The organism is Streptomyces sp. NPDC051921 (assembly GCF_040680975.1).
Lineage (GTDB): Bacteria > Actinomycetota > Actinomycetes > Streptomycetales > Streptomycetaceae > Streptomyces.
The window spans coordinates 198,047-215,069 of record NZ_JBFAXU010000010.1 but is presented as its reverse complement, the minus strand read 5'-3'; the positions used below and the strand labels follow the sequence as shown (position 1 = coordinate 215,069).

At 72.7% G+C, this 17,023-nt stretch carries 11 protein-coding genes; 7 read left to right on the top strand and 4 right to left on the bottom strand.

The genetic code is table 11. The features are described 5' to 3' along the window. Positions 1 to 93: 93 nt before the first annotated feature. Complete coding sequence (locus tag AB0M16_RS16190; RefSeq protein WP_365343170.1) at positions 94 to 1,593, bottom strand: cryptochrome/photolyase family protein; 1,500 nt, start codon at positions 1,591 to 1,593, stop codon at positions 94 to 96. 112 nt (positions 1,594 to 1,705) lie between these two features. Then, on the bottom strand, positions 1,706 to 2,119 hold the full coding sequence (locus tag AB0M16_RS16185) for a VOC family protein (RefSeq protein ID WP_365343168.1): 414 nt from the start codon (positions 2,117 to 2,119) through the stop codon (positions 1,706 to 1,708). Here AB0M16_RS16185 and AB0M16_RS16180 point away from each other — a divergent pair. From AB0M16_RS16180 to AB0M16_RS16150, 7 genes are all read left to right on the top strand, one after another. After that, on the top strand, positions 2,118 to 2,657 hold the full coding sequence (locus AB0M16_RS16180) for a UBP-type zinc finger domain-containing protein (protein WP_365343166.1): 540 nt from the start codon (positions 2,118 to 2,120) through the stop codon (positions 2,655 to 2,657). The genes AB0M16_RS16185 and AB0M16_RS16180 overlap by 2 nt on opposite strands. After that, positions 2,654 to 3,154 carry a DUF427 domain-containing protein gene (locus AB0M16_RS16175; RefSeq protein WP_365343165.1) on the top strand — a complete coding sequence of 167 codons (501 nt, stop codon included), beginning with the start codon at positions 2,654 to 2,656 and terminating at the stop codon, positions 3,152 to 3,154. The genes AB0M16_RS16180 and AB0M16_RS16175 overlap by 4 nt, the downstream gene beginning before the upstream one ends. A gap of 299 nt (positions 3,155 to 3,453) precedes the next feature. Beyond that, a complete protein-coding gene (locus tag AB0M16_RS16170) occupies positions 3,454 to 4,782 on the top strand; it encodes a DUF5685 family protein (RefSeq protein WP_365343163.1) in 1,329 nt (442 codons plus the stop codon). Positions 4,783 to 5,168: 386 nt separating this feature from the next. Beyond that, entirely contained in the window at positions 5,169 to 6,146 is a 978-nt protein-coding gene (locus AB0M16_RS16165; RefSeq protein WP_365343161.1) for a hypothetical protein, read from the top strand. After that, positions 6,143 to 8,209 carry a hypothetical protein gene (locus AB0M16_RS16160; protein ID WP_365343159.1) on the top strand — a complete coding sequence of 689 codons (2,067 nt, stop codon included), beginning with the start codon at positions 6,143 to 6,145 and terminating at the stop codon, positions 8,207 to 8,209. Before AB0M16_RS16165 ends, AB0M16_RS16160 begins: the two co-directional genes overlap by 4 nt. After that, positions 8,206 to 9,162: a MoxR family ATPase gene (locus AB0M16_RS16155; protein WP_365343157.1), complete on the top strand. Its 957-nt coding sequence runs from the start codon at positions 8,206 to 8,208 to the stop codon at positions 9,160 to 9,162. The genes AB0M16_RS16160 and AB0M16_RS16155 overlap by 4 nt, the downstream gene beginning before the upstream one ends. After that, positions 9,155 to 14,332, top strand: a complete 5,178-nt coding sequence (locus tag AB0M16_RS16150) for an SAV_2336 N-terminal domain-related protein (protein ID WP_365343155.1) — start codon at positions 9,155 to 9,157, stop codon at positions 14,330 to 14,332. The genes AB0M16_RS16155 and AB0M16_RS16150 overlap by 8 nt, the downstream gene beginning before the upstream one ends. 450 nt (positions 14,333 to 14,782) lie before the next feature. Here the strand turns inward: AB0M16_RS16150 and AB0M16_RS16145 are convergent, their stop codons facing one another. Together AB0M16_RS16145 and AB0M16_RS16140 are read right to left on the bottom strand one after the other, a co-directional pair. Further along, positions 14,783 to 16,552 (bottom strand): ABC transporter ATP-binding protein, encoded by a 1,770-nt coding sequence (locus tag AB0M16_RS16145; RefSeq protein ID WP_365343153.1) that lies wholly within the window; start codon positions 16,550 to 16,552, stop codon positions 14,783 to 14,785. Positions 16,553 to 16,556: 4 nt separating this feature from the next. Beyond that, positions 16,557 to 16,973 carry a lasso peptide biosynthesis B2 protein gene (locus AB0M16_RS16140; protein WP_365343151.1) on the bottom strand — a complete coding sequence of 139 codons (417 nt, stop codon included), beginning with the start codon at positions 16,971 to 16,973 and terminating at the stop codon, positions 16,557 to 16,559. Positions 16,974 to 17,023 lie beyond the last annotated feature (50 nt).

Below are 17,023 nucleotides of genomic sequence, written 5' to 3'. Positions count from 1 at the left end.
CGGGGCGGGCGTCCCGGGGAGGGGCCGGCCAGGAGCCCGCCGCAGCTCGGTGGCAGCGCCGGGGTGGGCCACGCCGCCGGCGGGTGGCAGTCTTCAAGGAGCGGCTTCGCCTCGATCGTGCTCCTGGAGCAGCAGCTCCTGCAGGTCGGTCAGTCGGTCGAGGCCACCCACCGGGCCCGCGGTGCGGGCGTTGTGCGCCAGGCGGTGCCGGTGCCGGTGCAGGAAAGCCCAGTAGCCGGCGGTGAAAGGGCAGGCGTCCGCCCCGACACGCCGGTCGGGCCGGTAGCGGCACGATCCGCACAGGTCGCTCATCCGGTCGATGTAGGCGCCGCCCGAGGTGTAGGGCTTGGTGGTCATCCTCCCGCCGTCCGCGTACTGCGACATGCCGAGCACGTTGGGGAGCATCACCCAGTCGTATCCGTCGACGAAGGAACGATGGAACCAGTCGGTGAGCGCGGCCGGGTCCCAGCCCCGCTGGAGCGCGTAGTTGCCGAGCACCATGAGGCGTGGGATGTGGTGGGTCCACCCCGTGTCCCGCACCTGGCGCAGGACGGTGGACAGACAGCCGGCAGTGACCGCGTCCGCGTCCAGCTCGGTCCACCAGGAAGGCAGCGGCGTCGTGTGCCCGAGTTCGTTCGAAGTGCGGTAGTCCTCGTCGAAGTGCCAGTACAGGTGCCAGACGTACTCCCGCCAGCCGGCGATCTGCCGGACGAAGCCCTCGACGGAGTTCAGCGGTGCCTTGCCGGCCCGCCACGCGGCCTCCGCCCGCTCCACACATTCGGCCGGATCCAGCAGGCCCAGGTTCAACGAGGAGGAGAGCAGGCTGTGGCTCATGACGGGGTCGGAGGCCAGCATCGCGTCTTCGTGGGCGCCGAAGCCGGCGAGGCGGTGGTCGATGAAGCGCCGGAGCGCAGCGAGTGCCTGTCGCCGGTCGGCGGGGAAGAGTCTCGCTCCGTCCCGGCCGACGAACGAGATGTCCCCTGCGCGCTCCCAGCGGTCCAGGTCGTGGCGGACCTCGGCGTCGATGTCGTCCTCACGGGGGCGGTAGGGGGCCGGAGCGGCCAGCGTCCGTGCTTCCCGGGGTGGGGGCTCCCGGTTGTCGTGGTCGAGGTTCCAGCGGCCTCCCGCCGGTTCACCCGCGTCCATCAGCAGGTCGTGCTCGCGGCGCACATGGCGGTAGAACTGCTCGAGGCGGAGACCGGCGTGCTGGGAGGCCGCCCATGCCGTGAAGACCTCCCGGGTGACGAGGAAGCCGCGTGGCGGCAGGACCGTCACGTTGCCGAGTGAGGCCACCAGGGCGGCAGCGGCCCGCGACGTCGGGTGGTGGACGGTGACCGGCCTGTTGCCCACGGCGCGGTCCAGCCCCTCCCGGTACGAGTCGGCCTTCACGTAGACCACGCGGTCGCCGAGCTCGGCCGCGCGGTGACGCATCGCCGAGAGGATCAGGTGGGCCTTGGCCCGGTGGAACCGTCGTCGCCGGAACACGGAGCGCGACTCGATCATCACCAGGGGGGCCTCGGGCGCAGGACCACCGTCGTCGGGAGCGGTGAACGCCGGCCCCAGCTGATCCCCGAAAAGCCAGTGCGCGCGCATCGGCCGTCGTCCCTCATTTCTTGCACATCACCGTGGGGGCTGTCTGCTCTCTTCATCGTCCGCGGCGGGGAGGGCCTCGCCGCGCGGGACGCGTTGGCGGGTGCCGCGTCGATCACCCGGCGCCGCCCGGACGGTAGGTTCCGGCACTCCATTCGTGGCCCTCCCGGTCCAGCACACGAGCCCGGCGGCTGTGCCATGCGGTGTCCTCAGGCGGAAGGACCGGCTGGGCCCCGGCGCCGACGGCCGCGTCGTACCAGCCGTCCACGGCCTCGGGCTCCGGGAACCACAGATACACCCCACTTCCGGTGCTCGCTCCTTTCAGCTCCGGCACGTCGTAGGCCGCATCCGCGCCGGCGATCATGACGACCGCCTCTCCGAGGCGGACCTCGGCGTGCACCACTGACCCGTGCTCGTCGTCCTGCCGGGCCACGGTGTCGAAGCCGAGCGCGGCAAACCATTCCAGTGCGGCCCGCGGGTCGCGGTAGCTCAGGTAGACACAAAGACTGCCGCCTGACAGCGCTGCCATGAGGCCCTCCCAATTGTCGAGCACGGGCGAGAGTCCGCCCTGGATCTGTTCGCCGCGAGACCGAGGTGCGGGTGCGGAACAAAGAACTCACCCCTGCATCCGTTCCTCTGATGAAAGCCGAAGAACGTGCAGTACGGATGACGGTGGCCGCGGGAAGGCAGGATCCATGGAGAAGCCGTTCCGTTGGGCCGTCGCGCCAGACGGCGGGCGACCCTCCGGGCGTGCCTGCGCGCATGTCGGTGTCCTGGTGGCGCCCGGGGCCTCGGCGCCCGCGCAGCCGCCCGGCTGCGCGGACTGCTTGCGTCGTGGTGACAGATGGGTGCGGTTGCGCCGGTGCGTGACGTGCGGGTACGTGGGTTGCTGCGACACCTCGCGCGGCCGCCACGCCTACGCCCACCATCTGCTGAGCGGACATCCCGTCGCTCTCTCACTGGCACCCGACGAGGACTGGGCGTGGTGCTTCATCGACGAGGTCTTTCTGGTCCGCTCGCCGCTGCAGCGGGTCGCGGGCGCCATGGAACCGGAAGGAGGCACGTGACGGACAGGGAGACGGAGGGCGCCATGAGGAAAGAATCGGTGTGGGACTATCCGCGTCCGCCTCGGGTCGTGGCCGACAGCCGGCATGTGGTGGTCAGGAATGGCCGCGTCACCTTGGCTGACTCCCATCGCTGTCTGCGGGTTCTGGAGACCAGCCATCCGCCGGTGTTCTACGTTCCGCGTCCGGACGTGCGGATCGAGCTTCTGTCCGTCTCGGCGCGGCGGAGCCTGTGCGAGTGGAAGGGTGCGGCCACCTACTGGAGCCTGCGGGGGAAGGCCGGCCGGCCGCCCGTGCCCGATGTCGCGTGGAGCTACGAGGCACCGCGTCCCGGATTCGAAGCGATCGCTGGGCATTTGGCCTTCTACCCCGACCGGGTGGAAGCCTGCACAGTCGACGGCGAGAGGGTGCGGACCCAGCCCGGGGGATTCTACGGCGGATGGATCACGGAGGAGATCACGGGCCCCTTCAAAGGAGGGCCCGGCACCTGGGGCTGGTGACGCGCCGGGGCAGGTACGCCCCAGACGGCACGGGTAGGGAGAGACCCCCGCGCGGAGGAGCGGATCCGCCGGGTCGAGGAGGAGCGGGTGTCCCGCTCCCACGTCAGCGGGGTGGCCACTTCGTCCCTCTGGCTGTCCGGATGGAGAAGATGCCCGGAGGGCCCGTCGGCGTCCCAGGAGTCGTATGGGAGGCTGTTGCGACGGCGCACGCGCGGTCGTGTCTCATGTGTGGGCCCTCAAGCCGATGAGCCGTCCGCCGGGTTGCGTCCGGGTAGCTGCTTCTACGGGGGAGAACTTCGGTGTTCGGAATCATCAGGCCGTGCCGTCATCGCCTGGGCGAAGGCCTGCGTACCGAGTGGATGGCGCACCTGTGTGGGCTGTGCCTGGCGTTGCGCAGCGAGTACGGGCAGTTCGCGCGGGTGGCCACCAACTACGACGGCCTGATCATCTCGGTGCTGACCGAAGCGCAGTCGGAGCGGACGGGCGACTGGCGGCGAGGCGCCGGTCCGTGCCCGCTGCGCGGGATGCGGTCGGCGGACGTGGCGCAGGGTGAGGGCGCTCGGCTGGCGGCGACGGTCTCGCTGGTGCTGGCAGCGGCGAAGATGCGTGACCATGTGGCCGACGGCGACACCCTGTTGGGGCGCCGCCCGGTGGCGCCGGCGACACGCCGGATCGCCGGCAGCTGGGCCCGTGCGGGCGCAGCGGGCGGCGAACGACTCGGCTTCGACACCGCGGTGCTGCTCGGGGCGGTCGAGCGCCAGCCGGAGGTCGAGCGGTCGACCGGCCCCGGTGGCTCTCTGCTGACGGTCACGGAGCCCACGGAGACGGCGACGGCGGCCGCCTTCGCGTACACCGCAGTGCTCACGGACCGCCCGGGCAACACCGAACCGCTGTCGGAAGCCGGCCGCCTGTTCGGTCGACTGGCGCATCTGCTGGACGCGGTGGAGGACCAGGACGCGGACGAGGCGGCAGGCGCGTGGAACCCGATCGCCGTGACCGGCGCGCAGCGCGCCGAGGTGCGCCGGCTCTGCGACGACGCCGTACACGGGATCCGACTCGCCCTGTCCGACGCCGTGTTCGTCGACGGGCGGCTCGTACAGGCACTTCTGGGCAACGAGTTGGAGCGTGCCGTCGAGCGGGCCTTCGACCCACGGCACCGCCACCATGAGCACCGCCGCCAGAGGCGGGGCGGCCTGCGTATGCTGCCCTGGCTGGGACGTCGTACGGCGACGGAAACGGGCGCGGCCTGCGGCGTCGGGGCGCTCGCGGGCACGGCCCCGGTGGACGGGCCGATGGCATCGGGCCGACCGTCCGAGGGACAGTGCCGGCGGTGTCACGAGTGGCGCCCGTTGTGCGCCGACTGCAGGTTGTGCTTCACCTGCTGCCGCTGCAACGTCGACGACGGCCAGGACGGAGAACCCTGGCAGTTCGGCGACGGCAACCGCACCGGGGGCTCCAGCAGGGATGGTTCCGGGGGCGACGGCTGGTTCGGCGGCGGCCAGGGCGGCGGCAACTCGGGCGGCTCCGGCGGCGGTCACGGGCCGAGCGGCTCCGGCGGCGGCTCGGGTGACGGCTGCGGCGGTGGCTGCTGCAACCCGTGCAAGTGCTGTTGCGACTGCTGCGACTGAAACGTCACACGCCTCGTTCGCTCTGCCCCGCCACCACCGCCGACTCGCTCGAGTCCAGTGCCTCCGGCCTCTCGTGTGCTTGGCGCCCCCGGTTGCGCCAGCGCGTGTTCCTCGGTGGGGGAGACGGTGGCAGTTACGGCATCGACTCGGCGGACGGGCGAGCCCCGCCAGCAGCGGGCTGCGGCCTTCGCGTGGCGGCGACATCCTGCACGGCTCCCGTCGACCGGCTGGGACGACATCTGTGGCCCGTACCGTGGTGTCTGACCGGCCGTTCGCCTCGGGGCGTGCCCCGCGGCGGAGAAATGGCTGATTCGCGTCCGGTGCCCGCAGGTCGTGGCTTAGGGTGCGGCTGAACGACGGTGTGCGGGTGTTTTTCGGGGGTTCGGGTGAGCGGTTCGGTTACTCCTCAGTTGGTCTTCGTCCACGGGATCGGCGGGCTGCGGGACACGGAGCAGCAGCGCCGCGAGTGGCTCGAAGCCCTGGCCGACGGAGCGCGCAGGGCCGGGCACTCCGATGTGATCTCCGGGCTGACGCGGGGATGGCTGGCGGAAACCCGGTTCGCCAACTACAGCGATCTGTTCACGGACGCCGAGGCGCAGGGGGGATCGGCAGGGGTGTCCGACGACCCCGAGGACGTCGCCTTCCTGGAGGAGTTCGTCGCCGCACTGGTCGACGAACTCGGCCACCAGGCCCGGGAACAGGGCGACAGGAGGGCATCGGCGGTCGTCGAGGACGCCCGGGCCCAGTTGCCGGGCATGGACGACGAGCAGGAGCAGGGGCTCGGAGAGCCCGTCCGTGTCCTCGGCCGGGCGCTGACGTCGCTGCTGCAGATCCCCGGGCTGCGCGGAAGTGCCCAGTGGGCCAGCGGCCTGCCCCTGCTGGGGCACCTCTCCCAGGTCGGCCGCTATCTCAGCAGGCGCCGTGCCGCGGACGGCGGGCCGGCCCTGGACGCCCGCATCAGGCAACGCGTCCTCCAGGGGACGGACCCCGAACGTCCGCTGATCGTGGTGGCCCACTCCCTGGGCACGGTGGTCGCCTTCGAGGCACTGCGCGACTACGAAGGCCGGGTCCCGCTGCTGATGACGCTCGGCTCGCCCCTGGCCACGGCGGCGGCCGTCCTGCACCGCCTGGTGCCCCAGCCGCCCCGTACTCCCGCACGGGTCGAGCGGTGGCTGAACTTCTGGGACCGTGACGACGTCGTGGTGGGCCGTCCCCGCATCGAGAAGTGGATGCTGCCCAACGCCGAGGGCGTCCTGCCGGCGACGGAACGGGTGGACTCCGACGGCCTGTGGGTCCACACGGCCACCAAGTACCTGCGCCAGTCCGACGTCGCGGGCCCCTTGGTCGAAGCCCTGAAGAAGTGACCGGAGCACGACGCCGGCACGTGCTGGTCATAGGGGCGCAGTGCGCCTCGATGCCCACCCTGGGCCGGCTGGAGGAAGCCGCCCGTGACCTGCACGCCGTCCTCACGGACGCGTCGCTCGGGGAGTGCGTCCCCAGAACCGGTGCGTACGACTCCCTCGTGGTGAGCGACTCCCTCGAACCCGAGGACGTCCACAAGGCCGTACGGGAAGCGGTGCGCCGGGCCCGGGAGGACAAGGCGGTCCTCGTCCTGGCACTCCTCGGACACGGCTTCACCACACCGCAGCAGACCGACCTGTACTTCATGGTCGCCGGCTCCCGCACCGGCAGTCCCATCTCCGCGGTGGACGTCGGTCAGCTGCTCGCCATGGCGGTCGACGAGTCGGGCGTCGAAGGCGTGATCGCCCTGATCGACACCTGCTACTCGGCCGGCGGGATGCCGGACGCGGGCCGGATCGCGGGCGGGGTCCGGTCGGGTCAGACCCGGCTGTCCGTGCTCACGGCCGCCGCCGCCGACCAGCCGGCCCGCGGCATGCGGCTGACCCGTGCCCTCGTCGCCATCCTCCGGGAGGGCCTGACCGGGGCGGGGGACAAGGTGCGCGTCGACGCCCTGCTGACCAGCGGGCTGCGCGACCGCATCGTCGGCCAGGCGGTCGGCCGGTTCGAGTACGACAACGACCCCTTCGCACAGGAAGAGCTGTGGCTGGCCCGCAACGTGTGCTTCGCCCCCGGCGCCACGGGCGGCGTCGTCGGGCAGGTGGGGCGACAGGCCCTCGAACAGGCCGTGACGATGTGGCAGGCCGGCAAGAGCCTGCCCACGCCGCTGACCCGCTCGGTGCTGGAGGACCTGCAGGCCTTCGTCCAACAGCCGGAAGCGGCGGGCATGGGCGACCGGAACTGGCACGGCAGGGTCGCCCAGCTGGTCGCCGCCCTCCTCGTCTGCGCCCGGATCGTCCCCCTCCTCGACAGCGCGCTGGCCTCGGTGATGTCCACCGACCTGCTGAGGAAGGCGCGCCGGCTGTCCGGGCTGCCGCCCGAGGCCGAGGGGACCGAACTCCTGCGTGACCTGGTCGAGTACGCGGCCGTACGGGCACCGCGCGCGGGCGAGCACCCCTTGAAGGCGCCCACGCGGTTCGTGGGCGCCCTCGCCCACCTGTCCGAAACCGACACCGTGGTCGAAGACCTGCGGAAGTGGGCGGTGGACAACGGGGTGATCGCCGAGTTCAACGACGCCGTGACCGGATTCGAGAGGAAACGACGGCAGGACGGGCTCCGGCTCGTGGTCAGCCTCGCCGGCGCGCTGACCGACTGGCCCGAAGAGGTGGACGCCTGGCTGGTCGGCACGGGCGAGAGGTTCCCACCGCACGAGCGCTTCCCGTGCGGCACCGCGGACCGCACCGGTACGGGCCGGGCGATCGGAGCGGCCCTGACCTGGGCGCGCTCTCTCCTGACCGCCCCCCAGCGACTGGAGAACGTGGACGTGGCCGCCCCCGCCCACCTGCTCGCCTCCTGGTGGCCCGAGGAGACCCGGGTCGACCGCCGGCTGCTCGGCGTCCACCACGACGTCGTCGTCCGGTGGAGCGGCCGCATGGACCCGGACGAGGAGAACTCCGAGATGAACGACGCGGCCCGCAAGGCGCTGAGCAGGATGACGGACTGCTCCGCCGCGCCGGTGGAATGGATCGACCCGTCCGTCCTGGGGGACCGGCAGACCTTCGAACAGGAACTCATGACCGGCAGGTACGACACCGTCGTCGGGCTCGACCACCACCCGGACGACCTGCAGGACACCCTCGAACAACTGCTGCCCTACGCACCGATCATCCTCTGGCCGGGCCATGGCGACACGCCGGACCGGAACTGGTTGCGGCCGCTGGTGCGCCGGCACTGGCGTGGGCTTCCCCAAGACCTCGCCCCCGCCTACCGGAAGCGGTGGGCGAAGGAGCACGCAGGATGCGTGACGTGCCTCGGCGACGTCCGCGCGGTCTGGCACGACGAGGCCTGGCTGGAGTTCTGCCGACCCTTCGAACAGCGTGTCGTGACCGGCCCCGAGGAGGAGCTGTGACCTGGAAGCCCTACTACAGAGGTGACGGCGAGCGGCGGGCCACCCCGCTGGCCGACCCGCCGCCTTGGCGATCGTTCCCGCGCACACCGCAGCACCGCCAGTACCAGCCACCCCACGGCCTCGTCGACGCCGTCAACGCGGCGGTCCACCTGCGCCGGCCGCTGCTGGTCAGCGGCCCCGCGGGCTCCGGGAAGTCCACCGTGATCGAGCAGGTGGCGCACGAGCTGGACCTCGGACCGGTGCTGCGCTGGCACATCACCTCGCGCAGCACCCTGGCCGAAGCCCTGTACCGCTATGACGCCCTGGGCCGCATCCACGCCCAGAGCCTGCGCACGGCGACGGCGACGGCGACGGCGCGCGGCGCGCGGAACGGCCGGAGCCGGGACGACATCGCTCCCTTCCTGCAACTCGGCCCCCTCGGCACCGCGCTTCTGCCCTCCGAGCGGCCTCGCGCCCTGCTCGTCGACGAGATCGACAAGAGCGACCTGGACCTGCCCAGCGACCTGCTGGAGGTCCTGGAGCGCGGAGAGTACGAGATCCCCGAACTCGTCCGTTACCGGCGCCCCCGCGTCATGGTCCGGCAGTGGGACAGCGACGAGGAGCACCTCGTCGAGGACGGCCGCGTGCAGTGCACCCAGTTCCCGTTCATCCTCCTGACCAGCAACGGGGAGCGGGACTTCTCGCCCGCCTTCCTGCGCCGGTGCGTCCGATACACGATGCCGCCGCTCACCGCCGAACTGCTGCACGGCATCGTCCGGGCCCACTTCGACGACGTGCCGAAGGGCGGGAAGGACCTCGTCGAGGGGTTCGCCGAACGCGTCATGGCGGGCGAACACCTGGCCATCGACCAACTGCTCAACGCGGTGGCCCTGCTCACCGGCGACCAGGCACCACGAGGCGCCCAGCACGAGGAACTGCGCGCGCTGATCCTGCGCGAACTCTCCCGTGTCTGAGGCCCTGGACCGTCTCCTGCGGGCGTGGGCCGACGCCCCGCTGCCCTCCGGAGCGGAGGCCACCGTCCTCGCCGACGCGCTGTGGCTCGCCGCCTCCCGCACGCCCGCCGAAGGCGCGCCGAAGGTCCACGACGGGCTCTCCGACGACACGACCGCCGGTCCGGAGCCCCGCGAGACGCCTCAGGCCGACGACGGAGCACCAGCTGACGGAGAGGCCACCGTCCACCGCACGGAGAGCAGGGAACTGTCCGTGCGCGGCACCGGATCGGCCACCACCGTGCGCGGCGTGCCGATGTCCCTGGGGCGCGCCGACCCGCTGCCCGACGCCCTCGCCGTCGGCCGCGCGATCCAGCCGTTCCGCAGACCGTGGCCGCGGGGTGGACGCGACGTCCTCGACGTCGAGGCGACCGTGGAGCACTACGCGCGCGGCGGTCCGTTGGTGCCGTTGTTCCGCGCGTCCCCCGAACCCTGGTTCGAAGTGGTGGTCCTCGTCGACTCCTCCCTGTCCATGAGCGTGTGGGAGGAGACCACCCGTGCCCTGACCCGGCTCCTGACCGCCCTGGGAGGCTTCCGCACGGTGCACACCTGGCGCCTCGCGTGGGAGCAGGGCGGGCCGGTGGTGCGCGACCACCACGGCCACGAGGTGCCCGGCGGGCGCGTTCCCCACCACGGAGGCGGCACCCGGGGCAGGCGCATGGTCCTGATGGTCTCCGACTGCGCCGCCCGCGGCTGGCACACCCCGGCCCCCTGGCTGCTCCTGCGGGAATGGGGCGAGCGCGTCCCGGTGGCCCTGCTGGACCCGTTGCCCCCGCGACTGTGGCGCCGCTCCGCCCTCAACCTGCCCGCCGTACGCGTCACCGCAGGCCGGGCCGGCGCCCGGAACAGCGACCTTCGCTACACCCTGCCACCCCGGCTGAAGCCGCCCGCGAACGGCGCGGACCCGGCCGGACCGTGGACCGCCCTGCCTGTGGTGTCCTGCACCCCGCGCTCCCTGGGAGCCTGGGCGAGCACCCTGATGCGCGCCGACCCGCGGGGCTGCAACGCCGTCCTCGTCCCCGCCACCGGCCGCCCCTCCCCGGCACGGGACGGAGCGGCCCCTGCCCGGCGGCCCGACCCCGCGCGGCTGGCCGAGGCGTTCACCCGCACGGCGCCCACCTCCGCCGTGCGGCTCGCCGTCCTGTGCGCCGGCCTGCCCGCGCTGCCCCTCCCACTGCTGCACGTCCTGCGTGACCAGGCGGTGCCCGAGGCCCGGTACGCCGACCTCGCCGAGTTGCTCACCAGCGGGCTGTTCGCGGTACGGCGCGATCCTGGCGGCGACCCCGTCCTCGCCCTGCGTGCCGAGGCACGGGAACACCTCGGCACACATCTGACGACTCACGACGTGTGGCTCACCAAGGCCGCCCTCAGCCGCCACGCGGCCGCTCGCCCGTACGCCCCCCAGGGCATCACCGCCGTCCTCCACGACGCGCCGGCGGGCACGGAGATCCCGGCGGAGCCCCGGGCGTTCGCGGAGAAGGACGTCCTGGTACGGCAAGCCGGAACGGCGACACGGGAACCGCGGGACGACGGTGCCCGCGGCGGGCCGCCGGCGGCACAGCGGCCGGGCACGGCACCGCGCGAGGACACGCCCGCGGACGTGACCGAACACCGGGCCGATGACCGGGCCGAAGACCGGGCCGATGCCGAAGGGCTGACCGACGCGTACGCGGTGGTGCGGCGACTTCGGCACCACCTTGAGCACACCCCCGGGGAACGGGTCACGCACCACGCCGAAACCCTTCTGCGGCACCTGATCACCTACCTGATCTCCCGGCTTCCGGCCCCCTGGGGCGACTGGCCCGGACAGGACACGTGCTTCGACGACCTGCGTGCCGCGAAGGGCTCCCTCACCGGTGCCGACGTGCTGGACGACCTCGCGAACCGCTTCTCTCCGGAGGGCGTCGCCCTTGCGAAGCCGGAGCCGGGCGCGGACAACGCCGGGCGGGACCTGGTCTGGAAGACCTCCGAAGGCACCCTTTCCGTCGCTCTGAAGACCCAGGCGGGCTTTTCCTGGACAGGTGTGACGGATGCTGTGCGGTCCGGGATCGATCCTCCCTCGGCATCCGGCCCCCCGGTCGAGTTCCTGCTCGTCCTCGACGAGTCGGACAAGCCCGAGGGCCTCCACGACCCGGCTTCCTGCGTGAGGCTGATCCCGAGAGGAAGCAGCGGCCAGGGAGCGGTCGTGGTGCTCCGCCTCCAGACCCGGTACGGGAGGACGCCTCCACACAGCCGGGCCACGTTGACCGATCGCCTGGCCGAGCTGCGTCGGCTGGCGGACTTCCCTGCGTACGAGGAACTGGTGAGGGAAGCCGCCGAGGCGTCGCCCCCGGTCCCGCTCGATCCCGGGACGCTGACCGAGTGGTTCCTCGGACACGCCGTACCCGCCGACGAGCGGGCCTTCGACTGGCTGACGCGCTTCCTCGTCCGACGAGCGGGGCTGACCGACGACGCCGCGTGGTCGCCCCACCGGTTCGCGGCGCTCCGCCACCACGCCCTGGGGGAGGAACGCAGGGCGGAGGGCTCACGGCCGGAGCGCCTCGGACGGCCGATCGCCGAACTCACCGGGACCACGCCCGAACCGCACGCCGCGCTGCCGGAGAACCTTCAACTGCGCTCGGCTGTACAGGACTTCGCCGCCGGTACGGGAGGACTGGTCCTGCTCATCGGCGCGCCCGGATCGGGCCGGATCCGTTCGAGCCTGGAAGCGTTGCGCCTGCTCCCGGACGGTTACCGGGTGTGGGAGCCGCCCACCCCTGCCGCGCTGGCCGCCGGGCTCGACGAGCCCTCGTCGATCGGTCCGCGCACGGTGGTCCGGCTGAAGGACGCGGCACGCCATCTCCTGGACGAATCGGACGGAGGCCTCGGCGAACGGATCTCCGCCGCTCTGCGGGCACGGCTCCGGAGGACCGACCGGGATCCGGTGCTGGTACTGGGCCTGCTGACACCGGAGGTCTGGGACCGCCTCACGACTCCCCCGCCGACCGGCGTCCCGGACCTCCACGCGCAGGCCCGCGCCCTGTGCCGGGAGGCCCTGCGCATCCGTACGCCCCGGACACCGGAAGAGCACCGGATCAGCCGGTACCTCTCCGAGCCGGCGCCCTCCCGAGCGATCCTGGACGCCGCGATCGACGCCCGGCGCTGCGGGCACGGCCCGCGACTTCCCCTCGCCCTGCTGGGAGCGGCGGCCCCCCTCTACCTGCCCGCATCCGAACGGCACAGCTTCGACAGCTGGTGGGAGCCCGTCGTCGACTCTCTCTGCGTCGACGTGCCCACCGGTGCGGCCCTGCTGTCCCCCGTACCCGCACCAGCGCACGATACGGAGCCACGGAGGGAGCACTGGCTTCCCGAGCACTACCTGCTCTCCGACGAGCTGGAGCGCTACGGAAGCAGGGTCCGGGACGGCATCGAGCCGCCCGAAGGCCTGTGGGACGCACTGGCCGCGCACGCCTCCCGGCATGATCTGGAAGCCGTCGCCCGCGCCGCGCGGGAGCGGGGGGACACGGGGCGCGCGGAACGCTTCCACGTCCTCGCCCATCCCACCCCACGGCCTGAGGAGGCGCTCACTCCGCACGACATCGCCGCCCCCGCCCTGCGCAAACTACTGCGGAGCACCGACCTGAGCGACGAGCAGGCGGAGGCCACCGTGGGCCGGGCACTGGAGTGGCTGCGCGTCGACCCCCTCACCGAGGAGGCTCAGTTCGTCCTCAACGGCCTCCTCTCCCGCGCCGGCCTGTCCCGCCAGGCGAAGTCCGAAGCGGTACGGCACGCGCTGGACTGGCTGGACGTGCACGGGGCCGCACGAGCCGCGGAGTTCGTCCTCGGCCCGCTGCTGGCGGTCACCGCGATGTCGGGGGAGCAGGCGAGCCGCACTGTGGACCACGCCCTGGACTGGCTCGGCATCCACGGACAGGGTGATTCGGCGCAGTTCGTGCTGCGCCCCCTGCTGTTGCGCGGGGACCTGCCGGAAGAGCGGGCCCGGGTGGTGGAGGGGCACGCGCTGGGCTGGCTGCAGGGACGCGAGACCGACCTCCAGAGCCAGTTCGCCCTCAGCGCCGTGCTGCGCAACGCAGACCTGGACCCAACCGCCCGAAACGAGTTCCTGCGGATCGGGTTCGACTGGCTGCGGGTGGTCGACGGGCACACCGCGGCCAAGTTCGTGCTCCGCCCCCTGCTGCAGCGCTCCGACCTCGCACCCGAAGAGGTCCGGACCGGCACGGCGTTCGCCCTGGCGTGGCTGGGGGAGCACGGCGCAGACCGGGACGCCCAGTTCGTCCTGAGCGCTCTGCTCCACCGCGGCGACCTCACCCCTGCGGAGGCGGACGACACCGTGGGGCACGCGCTGGCCTGGCTCCGCCCCCGGACGACCGACCGGGCCGCCCGATTCGTCCTCTCCCCGCTGCTCGCACGCACCGACCTGCGCCGGGAAGCGAAGGCCGAGGCGGTGGAACTGGGGACCGCATGGAGCCTCGGCCGCGTGGGCAGGGGCGAGTCGGACCACGGAGTGAAGGCACTGGTCGACCGTGCCGCGCACCAGAAGGACCCGCCCGGCCGACTGATCCTGATCACGGAGATCGCCAGCCATGCCAGGCGCACGGCTCGGGAGCAGGAGCACGCGCAGCGCGCGCTGCACGATCTCGTCTCCCGCGTGCTGCCGTACGAGGATGCGGTACTCCGGGAGAGCTGGAGCACGGGGGACGGGATGGTCGTTCTCTTCCCCGTGCGTACCCAGCCCGGATTCCTCGTGCCCGACTTGCTCATGCGCCTGGAAAGCGCACTGCATGAACACGATGACTTCGGGCTGCTGAGACTGCGCGTCGCCCTGCACCACGGCCCCGTCGAACGCGGCGGGACGGGATGGTTCGGCCCGGGGCTGCTGACGGCCGCCCGACTGGTGGAGTCGGCGCCGCTGCGCGCGACGCTGGAGGCGGGCAGCCGTGCGCCCGCGGCCGTGGCGATCTCCGACGCCCTCTTCCCGCGTGCTTTTGGCGCCGACGCCGTTCCCGCCAGGACCTTCCGCGCCGTCTTCGTCGAAACCAAGGAGGGCGCGGAGAAGGTGTGGATCTCCACGGCCGGGTACCCGGAGCCCCCGGGCGTCGACGCATGGACCCGGCACCCCGGGAGCCACCGGTGAGCCGCACCCTCCCGTCGCACCCGCACCCGCACCCGCACCCGCACCCGCACCCGCGCCCGCGCCCGGGATCTCCGTGCCCTCCAGCTCGCCGAGCGCTGGTGGGCGTCGCGGTCCCCCTGCACGGCGTTGGCCAGGCCCTCGCTGTCCGGGCCGGCCCGCCGCGCAAGCGGCCGCCCCGGCTCCGGGGAGGCGCCGCTGCTGAGCTTGGCCCGCTCGGCAGGACGGCTTCCGGGGCGGCGGGGCTGTGTTCCGGTACTGCGCTGTCGGGGCGGGCGAGCGGAGACCTGTCGGGTCACGTGGAGCCCACCGAGCTCGAAGGGGCAAGCGGCACCGAGCCGTTCGGCGTCGCACGTTCGGCGTCGCACGTTCGGGCCTGTTACGCCGCCTGGACCGCCGGTGCCGTGCGGGTCCGGCGATACGCGCCGGGGTGTGGGGTCCTGGTCGTGTCGCTCACCGGCCGTTCAGCAGCTGTGTGGTGGCCAGTTCGCGGTAGAGGGTGTCCGCTTCGAGCAGTTCGGCGTGGGTGCCCACCGCCCGTACGTGGCCGGCCTCCATCACGACGATGCGGTCGGCCGTGGTGACCGTGGACAGGCGGTGGGCGACCACAAGGACCGTGATGCGACCGGCGATGTCGGTGATGGTGTCGCGCAGTGCCGCCTCGTTGGCCGCGTCGAGCTGCGAGGTGGCTTCGTCCAGCAGCAGGAGTCTCGGGCGGCGCAGCAGGGCCCGGGCAATCGCGACGCGCTGGCGCTCACCGCCCGAGAGCCTGCTGCCGCGGTGGCCGACGTCACTGTCGAGGCCACGGGGCAGGCGGTCCGTCACCCCGTCGAGACGGACGAGGCGCAGAGCGTGGCGGAGTTCTTCCTCCGTCGCGCCGACGGCGCCCAGCGTCAGGTTCTCGCGCAGGGTGCCGGCGAGGACGGGTGTGTCCTGTTCTACGTATCCGATGGCTGCGCGGAGTTCCGCCAGGGGCCACTGGCGCACGTCCTTCCCGTCCAGCAGTACCTGGCCGGCGTCCGGGTCGTAGAAGCGCTCGATGAGCGAGAAGACCGTGGTCTTGCCCGTGCCGGACGGCCCGACGAACGCGGTCAGGCCTCCGCCGGGAACGGTGAAGGAGACACGGTGGTGGACCTGGGGCAGCCCGGGGCGGTAGGCGAAGTGGACATCGCGGAAGGCCACACGGGCGGGCAGCGGATCCGCTCTCGGTCGACTCGCATCTCCTTCTCCTCCGTGCAGGTCGTCCTCGGCCCCCAGGCCGACGGCCTCCAGCTTCTCGGTCTCCAGGTTCTCGACCTCCCGGATCCGGGCGGCGGCGGCAGAACCGATCTGGAACTGGCCGACGCCTTCCACCAGCTGGCCGATCCGGGGCGCGAGCGCGAAGAGGTAGAGGAGAAAGGCGACCAGAGTGGAGACGCCGATGGCGCCGGAGGTGACGCGCGCGCCCCCCACTCCCAGCACGACCAGGAAGCAGACCTGCACGACGACCGCCGACAGGGTCGCGGACACCGCTTCCCACGCGGCAGCGCGGACACCGGTACGCCGGGCGTGCTCGGCCGCCCGGTACAGCGCCCCCGCCTCCTGCCGTTCGGCACCCGACGCCTTGATCGTACGAAAGGCACCCAGGGCTCGCTCCAGCGCGGCGCCCATGCGGCCGACCGCCTCCTGCGTATGCCGGGTCGCGCGTCCGATCCGCGGGGCCACGACAGCGACGACGACGCCGATGAACGCGATCACGCCGAGCGTGACGCCGAGCAGCACGGCGTCGAGCAGGCCCATCATGACCACCGTCGCGAGGGTGATCAGTGTGCCGGTGACCGCAGCCGACACCGCCTGAGGAGCGCTGTGCCGCAGCAGCGCCGTGTCCGAGGTGACGCGGGAGATCAGATCCCCCGGTTCGGTACGCTCCACCACCGGTACGCGCAGCGCCAGCAGACGGTCGATCAGTCGGCGCCGGGCGGCGCAGACGATGGATTCCGCGGACCGGTCCAGCACGTAGTGCCCGAGGCCGGCGAGGATCCCTCCCGCCGCCACCAGCACGCTGAGAGCGATCACCGGGCCGTACGCCGGACCTCCCCGGCCCATGTCGTCCATCACCTGCTTGGCCGCCATGGGCTGGGCCAGGCCCATCACGCTGCCGAGCAGACCCAACAGGACACCCGCCGTCATACGCCCGCGCTGCGGTCGGAGGTGCCCGATGAGGGCGAGCACCGCAGTGGTCATGGGCTCACTCCACCGCGAAGAAGCGCTGGAAGTATCCGGCCGGCGTGCCCTCGCCGACGGGTTCTCCCTCGGCTTCCACCCAGGCGTGCGCGGCGAACGGCGGGCGGGTGCGCACGCCCACGCACCAGGTGGGCCACTGGCCGCGGCAGCGACACAGCAGCACGGTGGCCAGGGACCGCGGCAGGCAGCCCTTGTGCCCGCCTGCGGCCAGGCTCACGGCGAGCACCGTCTCCCGGGCCGCTTCCGCCTCGGCCAGAGTGGCGGGCCGAGCTCCGCGGCGGATCCGGGCCAGGACGGCCCGGATCCGCTGGGGCGGCAGGGTGGCCAGTATGTGGGCGCAGCCGATCACCATGCGCGCCCCGAGACGGCGGCCCGGAGGCACGGAGCGAGGGCGGTAGGGAACGGCTTCCGGAGTCGACAATCTGTGTATCCGTTCTCTCGGCGGTCGGCGGTCGGCGGTCGGCGGTCGGC